At 34.7% G+C, this 17,728-nt stretch carries 15 protein-coding genes; 6 read left to right on the top strand and 9 right to left on the bottom strand.

Translation table 11 applies throughout. The features are described 5' to 3' along the window. Positions 1-11 precede the first annotated feature (11 nt). From thrA to LB449_RS05390, 6 genes are all read right to left on the bottom strand, one after another. On the bottom strand, positions 12-2,462 hold the full coding sequence (gene thrA, locus LB449_RS05415; RefSeq protein ID WP_224454050.1) for a bifunctional aspartate kinase/homoserine dehydrogenase I: 2,451 nt from the start codon (positions 2,460-2,462) through the stop codon (positions 12-14). Between the two features lie 297 nt (positions 2,463-2,759). After that, on the bottom strand, positions 2,760-3,764 hold the full coding sequence (locus tag LB449_RS05410; protein ID WP_224454049.1) for an alcohol dehydrogenase: 1,005 nt from the start codon (positions 3,762-3,764) through the stop codon (positions 2,760-2,762). A 32-nt stretch (positions 3,765-3,796) separates the two neighbouring features. Next, complete coding sequence (locus LB449_RS05405) at positions 3,797-4,240, bottom strand: c-type cytochrome (protein ID WP_224454048.1); 444 nt, start codon at positions 4,238-4,240, stop codon at positions 3,797-3,799. Positions 4,241-4,242: 2 nt separating this feature from the next. Further along, positions 4,243-5,355 carry a PQQ-dependent sugar dehydrogenase gene (locus tag LB449_RS05400; protein ID WP_224454047.1) on the bottom strand — a complete coding sequence of 371 codons (1,113 nt, stop codon included), beginning with the start codon at positions 5,353-5,355 and terminating at the stop codon, positions 4,243-4,245. Positions 5,356-5,417: 62 nt separating this feature from the next. Next, entirely contained in the window at positions 5,418-5,567 is a 150-nt protein-coding gene (locus LB449_RS05395) for a hypothetical protein (protein ID WP_224454046.1), read from the bottom strand. Further along, the gene (locus LB449_RS05390) at positions 5,567-6,328 is read right to left on the bottom strand and encodes an MBL fold metallo-hydrolase (RefSeq protein WP_224454045.1); all 762 of its coding nucleotides are present in this window, start codon (positions 6,326-6,328) and stop codon (positions 5,567-5,569) included. Before LB449_RS05390 ends, LB449_RS05395 begins: the two co-directional genes overlap by 1 nt. Before the next feature lie 108 nt (positions 6,329-6,436). On the opposite strand from LB449_RS05390, the gene LB449_RS05385 reads away from it, so the two are divergent. Beyond that, positions 6,437-7,897, top strand: coding sequence for a TonB-dependent receptor (locus LB449_RS05385; protein WP_224454044.1), 1,461 nt, complete (start codon positions 6,437-6,439; stop codon positions 7,895-7,897). A gap of 55 nt (positions 7,898-7,952) precedes the next feature. Here the strand turns inward: LB449_RS05385 and LB449_RS05380 are convergent, their stop codons facing one another. Continuing rightward, on the bottom strand, positions 7,953-9,413 hold the full coding sequence (locus tag LB449_RS05380; protein WP_224454043.1) for a TrkH family potassium uptake protein: 1,461 nt from the start codon (positions 9,411-9,413) through the stop codon (positions 7,953-7,955). 37 nt (positions 9,414-9,450) lie between these two features. Then, positions 9,451-10,800, bottom strand: a complete 1,350-nt coding sequence (gene trkA / locus LB449_RS05375) for a Trk system potassium transporter TrkA (protein ID WP_224454042.1) — start codon at positions 10,798-10,800, stop codon at positions 9,451-9,453. A 100-nt stretch (positions 10,801-10,900) separates the two neighbouring features. Here trkA and ubiE point away from each other — a divergent pair, with 100 nt between their 5' ends. Both ubiE and porT read left to right on the top strand, forming a co-directional pair. Further along, complete coding sequence (gene ubiE, locus LB449_RS05370; protein ID WP_224454041.1) at positions 10,901-11,632, top strand: bifunctional demethylmenaquinone methyltransferase/2-methoxy-6-polyprenyl-1,4-benzoquinol methylase UbiE; 732 nt, start codon at positions 10,901-10,903, stop codon at positions 11,630-11,632. A 2-nt stretch (positions 11,633-11,634) separates the two neighbouring features. Continuing rightward, entirely contained in the window at positions 11,635-12,354 is a 720-nt protein-coding gene (porT, locus tag LB449_RS05365; protein WP_224454040.1) for a type IX secretion/gliding motility protein PorT/SprT, read from the top strand. Here porT and LB449_RS05360 read toward each other — a convergent pair. Next, entirely contained in the window at positions 12,335-13,084 is a 750-nt protein-coding gene (locus tag LB449_RS05360; protein ID WP_224454039.1) for a TrmH family RNA methyltransferase, read from the bottom strand. The two genes, porT and LB449_RS05360, sit on opposite strands and share 20 nt — an antisense overlap. Positions 13,085-13,115: 31 nt before the next feature. Between LB449_RS05360 and tamL the strand changes: the two genes are divergently transcribed. From tamL to accD, 3 genes are read left to right on the top strand one after another with little or no spacing between them, the layout of a single operon-like run. Further along, the gene (tamL, locus tag LB449_RS05355; protein ID WP_224454038.1) at positions 13,116-15,671 is read left to right on the top strand and encodes a translocation and assembly module lipoprotein TamL; all 2,556 of its coding nucleotides are present in this window, start codon (positions 13,116-13,118) and stop codon (positions 15,669-15,671) included. A 54-nt stretch (positions 15,672-15,725) separates the two neighbouring features. Then, positions 15,726-16,793, top strand: coding sequence for a class II fructose-bisphosphate aldolase (gene fbaA / locus LB449_RS05350; protein ID WP_224454037.1), 1,068 nt, complete (start codon positions 15,726-15,728; stop codon positions 16,791-16,793). Between the two features lie 17 nt (positions 16,794-16,810). Next, complete coding sequence (gene accD / locus LB449_RS05345; RefSeq protein WP_224454036.1) at positions 16,811-17,671, top strand: acetyl-CoA carboxylase, carboxyltransferase subunit beta; 861 nt, start codon at positions 16,811-16,813, stop codon at positions 17,669-17,671. Positions 17,672-17,728 lie beyond the last annotated feature (57 nt).

Here is a 17,728-nt window from a genome sequence, read left to right as displayed (position 1 = left end):
ACTGGGTTTATCTATCTATTGCTCACTCGTATGATATCGGCAAAAAGTCCTGAAGCCGTCACATCTGCGCCGGCTCCAGCGCCTTTCACTATAATCGGCTGTTCTGGATAGCGTTGAGAATAAAACATCACAATGTTGTCCTTTCCTTCAAGATTATAAAATGGATGTCCCTGTGGAATTTCTTCCAATCCAACACTGGCCTTGCCTAAGTTAAATTGAGCCACGTATTTCAGCTGAGAATTGTTCTTCTGGGCTGAGGCGAACAAATTCTGAAAATGATTTTCATCATGAATAAGCGTTTCAAAGAAATCGTCTACAGTATCGCTTTCAAGATTGGCTTTGGTTAAGAAAGATTCATTGGAAATGTCTTCCAGATTCATTTCATAACCGCTTTCTCTGGCCAGAATGAGAATTTTCCTGGCAACATCTACTCCGCTTAAATCGATTCTTGGATCTGGTTCTGTAAAGCCTTCAGCCTGGGCTTCTTTTACCACATCAAAAAACTTGGTCTCATTGCTGAAATTGTTGAATACAAAGTTTAAACTTCCAGATAATACCGCTTGAATAGAGGTGATCTTATCTCCTGAAGCGACCAGATTATTTAAAGTATCGATAATTGGTAATCCTGCGCCAACATTGGTTTCAAATAAAAATGAGGCGTTGTATTTTTTAGATAAATCTTTTAAATTCTTGTAGTTTTTAAAATTGCTGGAACACGCAATTTTGTTACAAGCTATGACTGAAATACTGTGTTTCAGATAGTCCGCATACATATCTGAAACGGCTTCGCTGGCTGTAATGTCAACAAAAATACTATTGCGTTTATTCAATACTGTCGTTTTCTCTAAAAAGGCATTCAAGGAAGCAGGTTCTCCCTTAGAGAGTAACTCCTTCCAGTTTTCTAGATGGATTCCATCCTCATCAAAATACATTTTCTTTGAATTGGATATCCCAATGACTCTTAGGTTAATGTGTAATTCTTTCTTCAAAAATTTACTTTGCTGATGAATTTGTGCCAATAGGCGTTCCCCTACATTTCCAACACCTGTGATAAAAACATTCAGCTGTTTAGTTTTGACTTCAAAGAAACTTTCGTGAAGAGAATTCAATGCTTTTTTTACATCTTTTTTAAAGATCACAGCAGAGATGTTTTTTTCTGAAGCCCCCTGAGCGATTGCCCTTACATTAATATTGTTTTTTCCCAAAGCGCTAAACATTTTACCGCTAATGCCTTGGTGGTTTTTCATATTATCTCCCACCAACGCTACAATAGACATGTCAGTTTCTACAATAACAGGTTTTATTTTTCTCGTGGAAATTTCATATTCAAATTCTCCATCTACGGCGGTTGCCGCGAGTTCAGAATCATGTTCTGAAATTCCGAAACAAATGGAATGTTCTGATGAAGCCTGAGTAATAAAGATAATGTTTATTTTTTCTAAGGCTAAAACTTCAAACAAGCGTTTGGAAAAGCCAGGAATACCAATCATTCCATTTCCTTGCAAAGTCAGTAAAGCAATGTCATCTACACTCGAAATTCCGCTGACACTCTTTTTCTTAGAATCAGTTTCGGATTCTGTTTTTATTAAAGTTCCCTTCTCATTAGGCTTCAACGTATTTTTAATCAAAATAGGGATTTCTGAGTCTAAAGCGGGTTGAATTGTTGGAGGGAACAGCACTTTTGCTCCAAAATGAGACAATTCCATAGCTTCCTGGTAGGACAATTCCTCTATGGGTGAAGCTTGTTTTACCAATTTTGGATTAGCCGTATACATCCCACTCACATCTGTCCAGATTTCCAATTGCTTTACTTTAAGAGCGGCTGCAATTATTGAAGCTGTAAAGTCGGAACCTCCTCGACCAAGAGTTGTTATTTCTCCAATGTTAGATTTTGATACAAATCCCGGTAAAATCGTGAGTGTATGTGAATTACTTTTGAAATAATCTTGTATATTTTTATTGGTTGCCAAATAATTGACATCTGCTTTGGTAAATATGGAGTTTGTTACAATCAACTCCTGAGCATTTTTTCTATGCGCATCAATACCTCTTAATTTAATAGCTTCTGTAATGATATAAGAAGACATCAATTCTCCAAAACTTACTAGTTTATCTGAAGTTTTGGGCGTCAACTCATTGATAAGATATATCCCATCCAGAAGATTCTTGAGATAATTCAGTTCGTTATCCAAATAGCGTTTTGCAGCTTCATTTTCTGAAGGAATCAATTCAGATAATAGAGTATAATGAATAGCTTTAATTTTTTCAAATTCAAGAACATAGTCTTCATTTTTGTTGAGTGCTAATTCCCCGGCAGTTAGTAATTTATCCGTAATTCCACCTACTGCTGATACGATACAAACAACTTTCTCTTTTTGGGAATAACTCTCTAGTATATCCATAACCTTGGTTATGTTTTTAGAATTTCCCATTGAAGATCCTCCAAATTTTAATACGTCCATAGCTTGTTTTTTTGGTTTCGGACTAAGAATTTTTAGTTAAAAATAGTTAAAACATCTTACAAATGACGATCAATTTATTTTGTTTGAGAAAAATATTCAGTTGTTTTTCTTCAATTTGAAGAATTATTAAAATAAAGACAATTCAGCTTAAAATAAATCTTAGAATGGCACTTTTACTAAAAATTATTCAAAATAAAAACTAGTTAAATTATCAGAAAAAAGATTCTGTATTCTTCAAAACAAAAAAACTCCTCATTGAAAATTAATGAGGAGTTTTTTAAGCTATTTAAAAATAAGTTATGGTTTTAAAACCACTCTAAATTTTGATTCGTTATTGATCATCCTATTATAAGCTTGCTTTACGTCTTCCAATTTGTATTCTTCTATCATTGGTTTTGTATTGGATAGCACGCTAAAATTGAGTGTATCTTCAGAGTCTGTCGGAATACCACTTGGCCATCCCTTGACAGATTTTCTTCCCATCAGCATTTCCATGGGATTAACTTCAACCGCTTCTGGTGTTGCTCCAACCATTAGTAATTCTCCATCGACACCCAAACCGCCAATAACTGATGTCATAGCCTTTCCGCTAGGAGCAGTTCCTAAAATAAGCCTTGCACCTCCCAACTCCTGAAGTTTTTCGGCTGCATTTTCAGATTTAGCATTTATAAAATGATGTGCTCCCAATTGTTCTGCCAGTTCTTTTTTATCATCACTGGTAGATAAAGCTACAGTTCGCATTCCCATTTTATTTGCATATTGAACGGCTAAATGTCCAAGTCCACCGATTCCCTGAATAGCCACAAGATCGCCAGCTCTTATTCCTGAGTTTCGTAAAGCATTATACACCGTAATTCCTGCGCAAAGCAATGGAGCGGCTTCTTCTGAACTCAATTCGTCAGGAACTGCAACTAGAGCTTCTTGAGGAGCACACATGTATTCTGCGTAGCCTCCATCGTAAGAAATCCCGCTAACCTTGGCATTCTGACATGCAATAAAATCTCCTCTTCGACATTGCTCACATTCAAAACAATGACCACCATGCCATCCTACTCCTACTCTTTGATTATTTTTCCAAATATTTACATGATCGCCAACTGCTTCCACGGTACCAATAACTTCGTGTCCTGGAACTCTAGGATATTCCAACCCTGGAAAAGTTCCATCTTTTACAAAAGCATCAGAATGGCATATTCCGCATGCTTCCACTTTGATGAGCACTTCATTGGCTTTTGGCTTTGGTTTCTCTATATCTACAATATGAAACTCTCCTCCTGCTTCTTTGATCTGTGCTGCTTTCATAATTTTATTTTTATACTATTTGTAATATTTCTTTAGTCTTCAGATATATTTGAAACTTCGTCTAGAGTGACCTGTTCTAATTCTCTCTTTTCATTTCCGAAATTGTTCATGATATAATTCATCACATCTGCAACCTCTCTATCGGTAAGGCCCATAGAAGACATATTATTGTTGTAAGTTTTTCCATTAACTTCAATTTCACCATTCAAACCATATTTTACGGATTTAATACTTTCTTTCCTTTTTTCTGAAAGCCAATTAGAATCAGCTAATGGTGGATATATGTCATCAATGCCTTCTCCTTTTGCTAAGTGACATCTGATGCAAAAGTCAGAATAGATTGCATTTCCATCTTTAATACTTTGCTGAAGATCTTTTTCCTGGGTGATTGGCGTATAAATAATTGAAGTGTTATCTTCCTCAGTATTTATAAAGAAACCAAAAATTAAGAGAAGAGGTATAACGTATATTTTCATAATTAAGATTTTGGTAGCATTTTCACAACACCAATTCCTTCAACTCCTACGTAAATAAAACCATCTGGGCTTTGCTCAACACTTCTAATTCTACCGATCTTATCTAATAATTTTTCTCTTTTTTGAACACCATTATCGTTAAAAGCAACGTGCTCTAAATATTGAAATTTCAGAGAGCCTGCCAACAAATTACCTTTAAGTTCTGGATACTTATCTGAAGTGACGAACGTCATTCCGCTTGGCGCAATTGATGGTACCCAGTAATAAAATGGTTGCTCCATCCCTGCCATAGTAGTATTATCTGTGAATTCTGTTCCGTTATAATTAATGCCATAGCTTATTATTGGCCACCCATAATTTGCACCTTTCTTTATGATGTTAATTTCATCTCCACCTCTAGGTCCATGTTCATGAACCCAAATCTCTCCTGTCTCTGGATGAATTTCCATTCCTTGTGGGTTTCTATGTCCATAGGAATAGATAGCTTTTTTCGAATTTTCTAACATATAAAATGGATTGTCTTCAGGAATAGATCCATCCTCATTAAATCTATAAATTTTACCTCCATCTCTGGTAATATCTTGTGGGTTAACCTCTCTAGCTCCCCGTTCTCCGATAGACATAAATAAGTATCCATCTTTATCGAACTCTAGTCTGCTACCAAAATGTTGCCCTTTTGTAGTATTTGGTCCTGCCTTATATAATGTTTTCATATTGGAAACCTGACCATCTTTAAATTCTGCCCTGACCAGTGCCGTATGGCCACCTTCTTCATCCACCTGAGTGGAAGCATGAGTTAAGTAAATCCAAGGTTTATCTGGATATTCTGGGTGAATTTTTACGTCCAAAAGTCCTCCCTGTCCACGATTGTAAACATTGGGGACATCTGCAACTTTAGAAGTGTTTCCGTTTTTGTGATAAAATAACTGCCCATCTTTAGAAGTTACTAAAAAGCTGCCATCTTTAAAGAAATCCATACCCCAAGCGATATCAATGTTATCGATAATCACTTCGTGGGAGTAATCGTTTTCTAAAGTTTCTATTGTAGTGTCTTCTTGTGCACAGGCTAAAAAACCAACACAAAAGAGTAATAAAGAAAATGCTTTGATATTCATGATTTTAGAATTTTTACTAATTTCTAAAATCAATTTAGAACATTGGCTTAATTATGAAAAATTTATTTCTTATTTTCTAATTTTTCAATTTTAGCGTTGAGCTCACGTATTGTATTTTCTTGATCATCGATAATTCTTTTACTATTGAAGTATAAAAAAACTGCAATCAGCGCACTTAGAACGAACAGGTATAGATATAAATTTTTTGCCATTAGACTTTAATTTGTAGATTATCGTATGCTAAAAATATTCCTTCCGGAAGTTCTTTCTGGACCTCTTCGTGAAATCCCATGTGATGGCTTATATGTGTGAAATAAGCTTTTTCTGGTTTAAGATAATTAACCAAATCTATGGCTTGTTCTAAATTAAGGTGAGATCTATGCTCCTCCTTCCTTAAAGCATTCAGGACTAAAGTTTTTACACCTTTAAGTTTGTCTAATTCCTTATCCGGAATAACTTTAGCATCGGTGACGTATGCAAAGTCACCTATTCTAAACCCGTATACCTGAAGTTCTGGATGATAAACGTTCATTGGTATAACCTCTTTATTTCCAATTGTAAAAGGAGAGTCATCTATGATATTTACATCCATAGTAGGAGCTCCAGGATATTTGTTTTCAGTTTCAAACACATAAGCAAATCTATGCTTAAGGTTTTTTAGAACCCTTTTGTGACAGTATATAGAAATATTGCCTTGTCTAAAATAGAAAGGTCGCACGTCGTCGAGACCGATCATATGGTCATTGTGTTCGTGCGTATACAAAATGCCATCTATTTTTTTAACCTCATTGGTTATCATTTGCTGTCTAAAATCCGGGCCGCAATCTATTACATAAGAATAATTATCCCACTCCAGAAGGACAGATACCCTCAATCTTTTATCTTTTGGATCTTTGCTTAAACATACCGGATGTTCACTACCTATAATTGGAACACCTTGGGATGTGCCTGTACCTAAGAAAGTTATCTTCAAAACGTTATTTTTGATACAAAACTATAGTTTTTTTTTCTTAAGCTAGGAGTATTAATTACATTTGTTTAGAGTTTAAAAACTGTTTAAGACTTCATAAAATTTCTACTTATGTCAATAACTATAATGGGTGACAAAGATTTTGAAAGCGCACTTTCGATAAAAGACAAAGCCCTCAGAATCAACTTAAATGAAAACATCTATGGCACATTTGCAGAAATAGGTGCTGGACAAGAAACCGTAAGAAATTTCTTTAGAGCTGGAGGTTCATCTGGTACCATCGCCAAGACCATGAGTGCTTATGATAAAGATTTTAGTGATGCCATCTATGGTATAGAAGAAGACAAACGTTATGTTACTGAAAGTAGGCTTCAAAAAATGATTAATCACGAGACCAGGCTTATTGAAGAAAGAATACAAAGAAATAAACATCCTAATAAACTCTTTTTTACTTACGCCAATACAGTAGCTACCATCGACTTTGCTAAGCGATATAAAGGTCACGGTTGGGTTGGTATTAAATATCAACTTACACCAAAATCTGAGTATAATAAAATTGTTTTGCATATTCGTTTCAAAGAGAATGACGCAAGACTTCAACAAAATACTTTAGGAGTTTTAGGAACTAACCTTATTTATGCGGCTTATTACGCACATAATAATCCGAAGCAAATTTTAAATGAACTTTACGACCATTTACATAAAGATCAAATAGAAATTGACACCATTAATTTTTCCGGACCTGTTTTTAAAGACGTTGACAATAGACTTATGAGTCTACAGTTAGTTAAAAATGGAATGACGGAAGCTGTAATGTTTTCACCAGATGGAAATAATATTCTGCCAGCCAAAGCACTTTACAAAAAAAACATCTTAGCCTTAAGAGGAAGTTTTAGGCCTGTGACTAAAGTGAATATGGATATTTTTGATACCGCTTTGGAATTATTCAAAAAAGAAAAGAAGGTAAAAGAAGAAAATATTCAACCAGTTTTTGAAATTACTCTTTCCAATTTAAGATCTGAAGGAGAAATCAACGAAGAAGATTTTATGGATAGGGCTAAATTGCTTTGCGCATTAGGTCACACAGTAATGATTTCAAACTTTCAAGAATACTACAAGCTTGTTGAATATTTTTCTAATTATACAAAAGAAAGAATGGCTCTTGCCATGGGAGTGAATAATCTCATCGATATATTTGATGAAAAATATTACCGACATCTTAGTGGAGGTATTCTAGAAGCATTTGGTAAGCTTTTCTTTAAAGACTTAAGAGTCTATTTATATCCATACAAAGATCCTAAGACAGGAAAAATAACCAACAGTGATAATCTTAAGGTTCATCCTAGAATGAAAGAATTGTACAAATTCTTCAAATATAACGGACGAGTTATAGATATAGAAAACTATGACGAAGAGATACTAGGCTATTTTTCTAGGGATATTTTACAAAAAATTTCCAACGGCGAAGAAGGATGGCAAAAAGCAGTTCCTGAAAAAACTGCAAAAATGATCGAAGAACAAGAATTGTTTCAACGAGAGTATAAAAAAACAACCGAGCAAGTCGGCTATTAATCATAAATTGAAAATTAATTATCGAAAAATCTGCTAAAATTTAGCAGATTTTTTTTTAGGTATTCTTCCAAAAGTAAGGTGTAAAAAGAATAAGCACTGTAAAAAGTTCAAGCCGGCCAATTAACATCAAAAATGAACTCCAATACTTACCAAAAACTGTAAGTGAATTGTAATTATCAACAGGACTTAAATCCCCAAATGCAGGCCCTATATTTCCCAATGATGAAGCTGAAGCACCAATCGCTGATTCGAAATCTAGGCCTGTGCCAGCAAACACGACAGCTCCGACGATAAAGGACAAAGAATATAAGATGAAAAATCCCAAAATATTGTAGACGATTTTTTGATCTACGGAATGACCCTTGTAACGAACTGGCAATACTGCATTGGGATGTAATATTCTTCTAAATTCCTGAAAGCCATTTTTTATCATAATCAAATGTCGAATGACTTTCACGCCACCAGAAGTAGATCCTGCTGACCCCCCCAAGAAAAAGAGACCAAAAAACAAAATAGTGAGTAGCGGTGTCCATAAAGTGTAATCTGCGGTTACAAAACCCGTAGTTGTTATAATGGCTAGAACTTGAAAAGCGCCATGACGAAATGCACTTTCAGCCTGACCCAAGACCATTGGATACTCTATGCTAGATAGGCTTGTATCTGCTAAAAAATAAATGGAAAATGACGTTATAATTGTAAAACCAAGAATAAAAAAGAAATACCATTTAAATTCTTCATTGTGAAGTACATTTTGAATTTTACCTTTAAAAGCATAATAACTCACCACAAAGTTAGTACCTGCCAAAAACATAAAAAAAATAATGATATATTGAATTATAGGAGAGTCATTCCAGTAAGCAAGACTAGCGTTTTTTGTCGAAAATCCTCCTGTTGACAATGTACTTAATGCATGGTTTGTAGCATCAAACCATCCCATTCCAGCAACTTTCAATAATATAGCTTCTGATACGGTGTATCCAAAATAAATAAGCCACAACCGCTTTGCAGTATCTGCTATCTTCGGCTTTACTTTATCAGCACTTGGTCCGGGAGATTCTGCTGAAAACAACTGCATACCTCCGATTCCAAATAAAGGTAGAATAGCCACTGCCAAAACAATAATTCCCATACCACCAATCCAGTGTGTAAAACTTCTCCATAGTAATATACCTTCTGGCAAAACTTCTATGTCATTTAAAATGGAAGCCCCTGTAGTCGTATAGCCAGACATGGTTTCAAAAAAACTGTTTTCAATACCAATTATTTCACCAGATATAACATACGGAAGCATACCGCTCAATACCATAAATAACCAACCAAGACTTACAATAAGATAACCTTCCTTTTGAGTAATATCTTTTTCATGATGTCTTGTAGCGAACATTGCTGAAAGGCCAACAAAAATTGAAATCAAAGCAGAAACACCAATATCCAGTGCAACCGCTTCATCAATTATCCAGCTATATACAGAAGGAATAATCATGAATCCTCCGTTGAATACGAGGAGAACTCCCATGATATGAGCTATGATTTTAAAATTCAAATTCGACACCTTAACAGAATAAATTTTCTACACTTTTGATAGATTTGGGTAATGTACATACCACAATTCTATCTCCTTCCCGTATTTTAAAGTCCCCCAATGCAATTATTCCTTTTCCATCCCGAATAACGCCACCTACTACAGCAGTCCTGGGAAAATTAATATCTACGATTTTACTGTTTGTTACTTTTGAATCTGCTTTTACAACAAATTCAAGCAGTTCTGCATTCATATTGTTAAGCTTTGTCATGGCAATAATCTCACCTTTTCTTAAGTATCTAAAAATACTATTGGCAGCCAATAATTTTTTATTTACCAGAGAGTGTATCCCGATAGAATGGCTAAGTTGAAAGTAATCCATATTTTCTACCAAGGCAATTGTTTTTCTAACTCCTTTGGAATTGGCGACCAGACAAGTGATGATATTAGTTTCAGAATCTTCTGTAACAGCAACAAAAGCATCCATTTTGCTAATATTTTCTTCTTTTAAAATTTCAACATCCCTACCATCAGCATTAATAACGAGAGCATCTGGGAGTATATTAGCTAAGTCTAAGGCTTTTTTGTGATCTTTCTCAATCACCTTTACTGAAAAATTTTCTCGACAAAGATCCTTTGCTAAAGTCCTTCCAATATTACTTCCCCCAAGAATCATAACTTTTTTGATGGATCGCTTCTCTGCACCAGTCAACTTATAAAGTTCTTCTACACCCTCTGCATCAGTGATAAAGTAAACTCTGTCGCCTCTCATAAATTCTGTATCACCACGTGGAATAATGGTGTATTGAGTTCCATAACGTTGAAGGGCAATAGGTACAAAATGTAATCCAGGGAAAATATCTGCAGCTTCCTGAACAGTATTTCCAATGAAAGGTGCTTTGGATCTTAGGGTAAGTCCCATCATCGTTAAAGCTCCATCATCAAACTTAAAGGTGTCCGTAAATGCCGATTGATTTAGAAGCATTTTTACCTCATTTGCAGCTAATGCCTCAGGAGAGATCATTTCATCTATTCCTAAAGCTTTTAGGTCAATAATATCATCGACATCTAGCAACTCTTGGTTGGAAACCCTAGCTACTGTCCTCCCCGCTCCCATTTGTTTTGCAAAAACACAGACTGAAATATTGATGGACTGACAGGAGGTAACAGCGATTAACATATCTGCATTTACAATATCTGCCTCTTTTAAAGTGCTAGGCAAAGTGGCATCTCCTAATAAAGTTTTAATGTCAAGATGCTTATTAGCGTATTCCAGCCTTTCTTCATCTAAATCAATAAGAGTAATAGCGTGTGACTCATAAGAGAATAGTTTTGCCAAATGAAATCCTACCTCTCCTGAACCTGCAATGATTATTTTCATGAGAACAAAATTAAAGTAAAAAATTAAAAAAGAAGTATTAAGAGAGGTATTATTGATAAAGTGTATTCCTAAGAAGATGTATCTTCGCGAAAAAAATTTCATGAGCAAGAATGTTAAGCCATACAAGGATTCTGAACTTGAGAAAAAAAAACAAGTTGAACAGATGTTCGACAATATTTCAGAAAATTATGATGGGCTGAATCGGGTGATTTCTTTTGGTATTGACCAGAAATGGAGAAGAAAACTCATTAACATGGTCAAAAAGACAGATCCAAAATACATTCTTGATGTAGCTACAGGAACCGGAGATCTTGCAATCGCTATGGCCGATTCTAATGCTGAAAAGATTATTGGTCTTGATATTTCAGCTGGTATGTTGCAAGTTGGGAAGAATAAAATCAATAAAAAAAACTTAGACCACCGTATAGAAATGGTCCAGGCAGACTCAGAAAACCTACCTTATTCTGATAATACCTTCGACGCCATCACTGTAGCTTTTGGAGTTAGAAATTTTGAAGATTTAGAAAAAGGGCTTTCAGAAATTTATAGGGTACTTTCACCTAATGGCATTTTTGTCATTCTAGAGACTTCTGTACCTACCAAGTTTCCCTTCAAGCAGGGCTATAAGCTTTATTCTAATTATATTCTCCCTTCAATAGGAAAGTTGTTTTCAAAAGACAAGAGTGCGTATCAATATTTGAGCGAAAGTGCTTCTGTTTTCCCCTACGGAGAAAAATTCAACAATATTTTAAAGAAAATCGGGTTTACAGATGTAGAAAACCACCCACAAACCTTTGGTGTTTCAACAATATATTCTGCATCTAAAAAATAATTATGAGGCTTATTTTTCTATTTGTTTTCCTGTTTAGCTTTAATTTTTCGAATGCTCAACTCTTCAATAAAGAAAAAGTACTTAACAAGGAGAATATTGACAAAAAACGCTGGTCCTGGGGCTATTTCTTGGGATTCAATGCTTATGATTTTCAAATCAAATACAAAGAACAGGGGGAAGATATAGAAGTAGACAAAAATCCGAGTTTCAACGTTGGATTAATAGGAAATTTAAGAATCAATGACTATTTGGATCTAAGATTGGAGCCAGGTGTTGTTTTTGCTAATAGAAGTCTTACTTTTCCAGATGATGATCCTCTTAATCCATTGCAAAATGGTCAAATAAGAGATGTTAATTCATCATATATACACATTCCTTTACTTTTAAAGTTTTCAGCAAAACGGATTAATAATTTTAAGCCGTTTATCATTGGTGGTGCTTCAGTGTCTACAAATTTATCCAGTAATGAAGATAATCCTCAGGATAATGAGGCTGGCCAGTTCAGAATGAAAACCAATAACTACTATTATGAGATTGGCTTCGGAATAGATTTTTATTTTGAGTATTTTAAATTTACACCTTCGATAAGAGGTGTTTTTGGAATGGGTAATGAATTAGTGAGAGATGACTCTGATATTGATCCTTTAACTACGAGCCCTTATACCTCAAATATTGAATCTGTAAAAACAAGAGGGATTTTTATCAACTTCCTTTTTCAATAAATCCTCTTCTCCTAAATTCGCTTAGCAATATAGATCCAGCCATGGCTACATTGAGACTCTCAGCTCCTTTGGATTGCCCGTAACTTGGGATTGATATTCGTTCATCTATATGAGATTGAATTTCAGAACTTATTCCGTTGGCTTCATTACCCAAAACTATCACTGCATTTCCACTTATTAATTGGGATTCATAAACATTGGCTCCTTCCATGTAAGCTCCATACGTGTGAGTTGAAGTAGTGGATAAGTAGGAATTCAATTCAACATAAATAATATTTACTCTTGTCAAAGAGCCCATGGTGGCTTGAACTACTTTGGGATTAAAGCAATCTACAGTATCAGGTGAACAGATCAATTGCTCAATTCCAAACCAGTCACACATCCTAATGATTGTGCCTAAATTTCCGGGGTCTCTTATCCCGTCAAGAGCAAGTGTAAGCTGCGGATGATATGAAGGTGCCTCAGGTTTTGGAATTTCAAATACCGCTAAAGCAGTTTGTGAGGTTTTAAGATTTGTGATTTTATCCAACTCCTTTTTTGAGATAATATGACTTTCTCCTTCTTCAATATGAAATATATCAGCAATTGAATATAATGCTCTAAGCTTGAATGAACTTTTTAAAAATTCTTTGATTACTTTTACACCTTCAGTAACAAAGAGACCGTGCTCTAAACGATGCTTTTTTTTGTTCAAACTTTTTATAAGTTTAATTTGATTTTTGCTGAGCATTTGAAATTATATTTTTGAAAACATCACACATTTGAATTACCAACTCACAAAACTACCATTAATTCTTTTAATACTATTCTTCTTTTCCTCTTGTGACGTCACAAGAAAACTTAAGGGTGATGAGTTTTTAATCAGTAAACAAAGCATTTCAAGTGGTGATACTCTAGTGAATAATAATGAGATCTCCAGACAACTTTCCCAGCAAGTAAATTCGAAACTTCTTGGCTTTCCTCTTAAATTACAAATCTATAATCTTGCTCAATCCAATCCAGAGAAGCGCTTTGTCAATTGGGTTGCAAAAAAGGAGAAAAGAGAGGATCGACTGGTATCAATATTATCCAGAAGACAGGTTATCCAACTTAAAAAAACATGGGTAAACATCAATGAATCCATCAAAAAAACTGGAGAACCACCAGCGCTGTATGACGAAAATAAGACAAAAACATCTTTGCGAAGACTAGAATCATGGTATTGGAATCACGGATGGTTTAATGCAGAAGCTAATTATGAAATCAATAGAGACTCATTAACAAAAACTGTAGAAGTTGAATATAAAGTCAAACCTGGAAGCTTGTACGTTATCGATAATATTTCAGAGAATATAGAATCACCCAAAGCAGATTCACTGTATCAACTTATAAAGAAAAACAATAAGATAAAAGTTGGTAAACCATATAATACTGAAGAGTTTAATAACGACAGGGATTATATAAGTACCTACTTTAGAAATCATGGGCTCTATCATTTTGAAAAAGAATTCATTTCTTTTTATGCGGATACGCTCGATAATAATCAAAAAATAAATCTTGAACTCAACATACAAAACCGACTAGTAGATGTAGCTGATACTGTGGCCTCTACTCCATTTAAAGTCCATAGAATAAGTGAAGTCAATGTTTTTGCAGATTATGATGGAGTTTCTACTCAGGTTGAAGATTCGGTAAGATATAAAAATGCAAATATTTATTCTTTTGGTAATTTAAAATTAAATCCAAAAGTGTTATCAGATTTTATTTTTATAAAAAAAGATAGTATTTATAGGGACATTGACAGAACAAGAACCAACAACAGAATTTCTGAAACTCGTATTTTTAAGTATCCCAATATACTTTACAAGGAAGATCCCAGAGACTCCACTGGTGTCGGCTTAATAGCAAATATTTTACTCACTCCGAAAGAAAGATTTTCCACAAACTTCAGTGTTGATTTAAGTCAAAGCAACATACAGCAATTTGGTATTGGATTCAACACTTCAGTATTATCAAGAAATATTTTTAGAGGAGCTGAAACTCTTGAACTTTCTGGAAGAGGAAATTTTGGGTCTTCAAGAGATCTAGGAAATTCAGAAGATCAATTTCTAGATATTTTGGAATATGGTGCAGATTTAAGATTAAATTTTCCAAGAATCATTTTTCCATTCTCTTCAAAATCTATTATCAAAAACACCATGTCCCCTTTCACTACTGCAAGTGTTGGTTTTAGCACTCAACAAAATATTGGATTGGATAGGAGAAACCTTAATGCGACTTTTGGCTACCGCTGGAAACCAAAGGACAGAACCTCATATCAATTTGATTTGATGAATATTCAATTTGTCAACAATTTGAATGCTGAAAATTTCTTCAATGTGTTTAGAAATTCATATTCAGAATTAAATCAGATTTCAAGAAATAATATTAGCGACGTAAACCCAGATTTTCTTTTCGAAAATCCTGAAGGCCAACTGGATTTAATAATTCCAGAGGGAACTCAGGGGTTTATAAGGGATATCCGAAATCAAGGTATAAATTTAAACAGCGAAGACCAACAGATCGCTAATTCACTTATTGAAAGAAGAGAGAGATTGACTGAAAACAATCTTATTGTCGCCTCAAATTTCACATACGATTATAGTTCTAGACGAGATATCTACGATGAAGATTTTTCTCAGTTTCGCGGAAAAATTGAATGGGCGGGGAATTTACTTTCTTTATTCGCAGATCAATTACAACTTGATGAAACAGAAGCTGGAAATTACAGGCTTTTTGGAGTTCAATACTCACAATATGTTAAAACAGAGCTCAACTTTATTAAACATTGGGATTTAGGCAACCAACAGGTAATTGCAACTCGTGCTTATGGAGGAATAGCAATACCGTATGGAAATGCTAATTCTATTCCTTTTCCGCGAAGTTTTTTTGGTGGTGGTCCTAATGATAATAGAGGCTGGAGGCCTTACGATCTAGGTCCTGGAAGTACCAATGCCGTCAACGATTTTAATGAAGCCAATTTTAAATTGTCTTTTAATGCTGAATATAGATTCAATTTGTTCGGGAATATGAATAGTGCCTTATTTATAGATGCAGGTAATATTTGGAATGTTTTCGACAATGTGGAGGACCCCGCCGCTACCTTTGATGGCTTACAAGATTTAAGCGAATTGTCTATTGCATCTGGTTTTGGTTTACGCTATGATATAGAATTCTTTGTCATCAGAATGGACTTAGGTTTTAAAACATATAATCCTGGAAATGAGGGTTCAAAATGGTTTAAAGACTACAATTTCAACAATGTGGTTTTTAACTTCGGAATCAATTATCCGTTTTAGTAGATTAATATTTCTTAAATTTACGCCTTCGAATTACTAATTAAATACAAGATTATGAGTCACAATATCAAACCAGGTGTAGCAACAGGAAAAGAAGTGCAAGCCATTTTTCAGCATGCTAAAGAAAATAATTACGCTCTCCCAGCAGTTAATGTTGTAGGATCTAATACTATAAATGCAGTTCTTGAAACAGCAGCCAAATTAAATTCACCAGTTATAATTCAATTTTCTAATGGTGGTGCTCAGTTCAATGCTGGTAAAGGTTTATCTAATGAAAACCAACTTTCCGCAATCAAAGGAGCTGCAACTGGCGCAAAACATATTCACGATTTAGCAGAAGCTTACGGAGCTACTGTTATTCTTCATACAGACCATTGTGCGAAAAAATTATTGCCCTGGATTGACGGTTTATTAGATGAAGGTGAGAAATTCTTTAAGGTTCATGGGAAGCCTCTTTACAGCTCTCACATGATCGATCTGTCCGAAGAACCTATTGAAGAAAACATTGAAATTTGTAAAACCTATCTTGAAAGAATGAAAAAGATGGGAATGACACTAGAAATTGAACTTGGTGTTACAGGTGGTGAAGAAGATGGTGTTGATAATACAGATATAGATTCTTCAAAACTGTATACTCAACCTGAAGAAGTTGCTTATGCATATGAAGAATTGAGCAAAGTTTCAGATCAGTTTACAATCGCTGCAGCCTTCGGAAATGTTCACGGAGTTTACAAACCAGGAAATGTAAAACTTACGCCGAAAATTCTTAAAAATTCACAAGAATTCGTTTCTGAAAAATTTAAAGTAGAAAATAACCACATCGATTTTGTATTTCACGGAGGAAGTGGTTCTACTGTTGAAGAAATTCAAGAAGCTATAGGTTACGGAGTTATCAAAATGAATATTGATACTGATTTACAATATGCTTTTACAGAAGGCATAAGAGATTACATGATCGGTAAAAAAGAATATGTATCTACCCAAATAGGTAATCCTGATGGAGATGGTGTTCCTAATAAAAAATATTACGACCCAAGAAAATGGTTAAGAGAAGGCGAAATTACTTTCATCACAAGATTAGAGAAAGCCTTTAAAGATCTAAATAATATCAACACATTATAATTTAGCACCTATAATTTATGGCAGCTTGGTTTAAGAGAAAGAAAAAAGGTATCCAAACATCAACTGAGGACAAAAAAGACGTCCCAAAAGGCTTATGGTATAAATCTCCAACAGGTAAAATAATCGATGCAGAACAACTTGCAAAGAACTTTTTTGTAAGTCCTGAAGATGATTACCACGTCAGGATAGGAAGTGCAGAATATTTTGACATTCTATTCGATAACGGAAAATTTGAAGAACTGGATAGTAAGTTAAAATCTAAAGACCCTTTAAAGTTTGAAGATACTAAAAAGTATAAGGATAGATTGAAAGAGGTCGAAGAGAAAACTGGCCTTAATGACGCTATAAGAACTGGTATTGGTAAATCTAAAGGTAAAAAAGTGGTTATTGCAGCAATGGATTTCAAATTCATCGGCGGATCCATGGGGTCTGTTGTAGGCGAAAAAATTGCAAGGGCTGTAGATCATGCTATTGCTAATAAGTGCCCTTTGATCCTTATTTCAAAATCTGGTGGCGCAAGGATGATGGAAGCAGCATTATCCTTAATGCAATTAGCAAAAACTTCTATAAAACTCACGCAGCTTGCAAAAGCAAAGTTACCTTACATATCGTTATGTACAGATCCTACAACAGGAGGTACAACAGCTTCTTTTGCAATGCTTGGAGATATTAACATATCAGAACCAGGTGCCTTGATAGGCTTTGCTGGTCCAAGAGTAGTGAAAGATACGACTGGAAAAGATTTGCCTGATGGGTTTCAATCTTCAGAATTTCTAAAAGAACATGGATTTTTAGATTTTATCTCTCACAGAAAGGAGCTCAAGCATAAAATCAATCTTTATATTGATCTTATTATGAATGAGCCGGTAAGAGCGTAATTTTTTGAGAATTGATATTCTATTTAATTTTAAAAAGCTATTTTTGCGCGATCGAAT

It is taken from the genome of Psychroflexus lacisalsi, from assembly GCF_020164495.1.
GTDB lineage: Bacteria > Bacteroidota > Bacteroidia > Flavobacteriales > Flavobacteriaceae > Psychroflexus > Psychroflexus lacisalsi.
The sequence above is the reverse complement of the archived record's forward strand: the minus strand, read 5'-3'. Positions and strand labels throughout refer to the sequence as shown.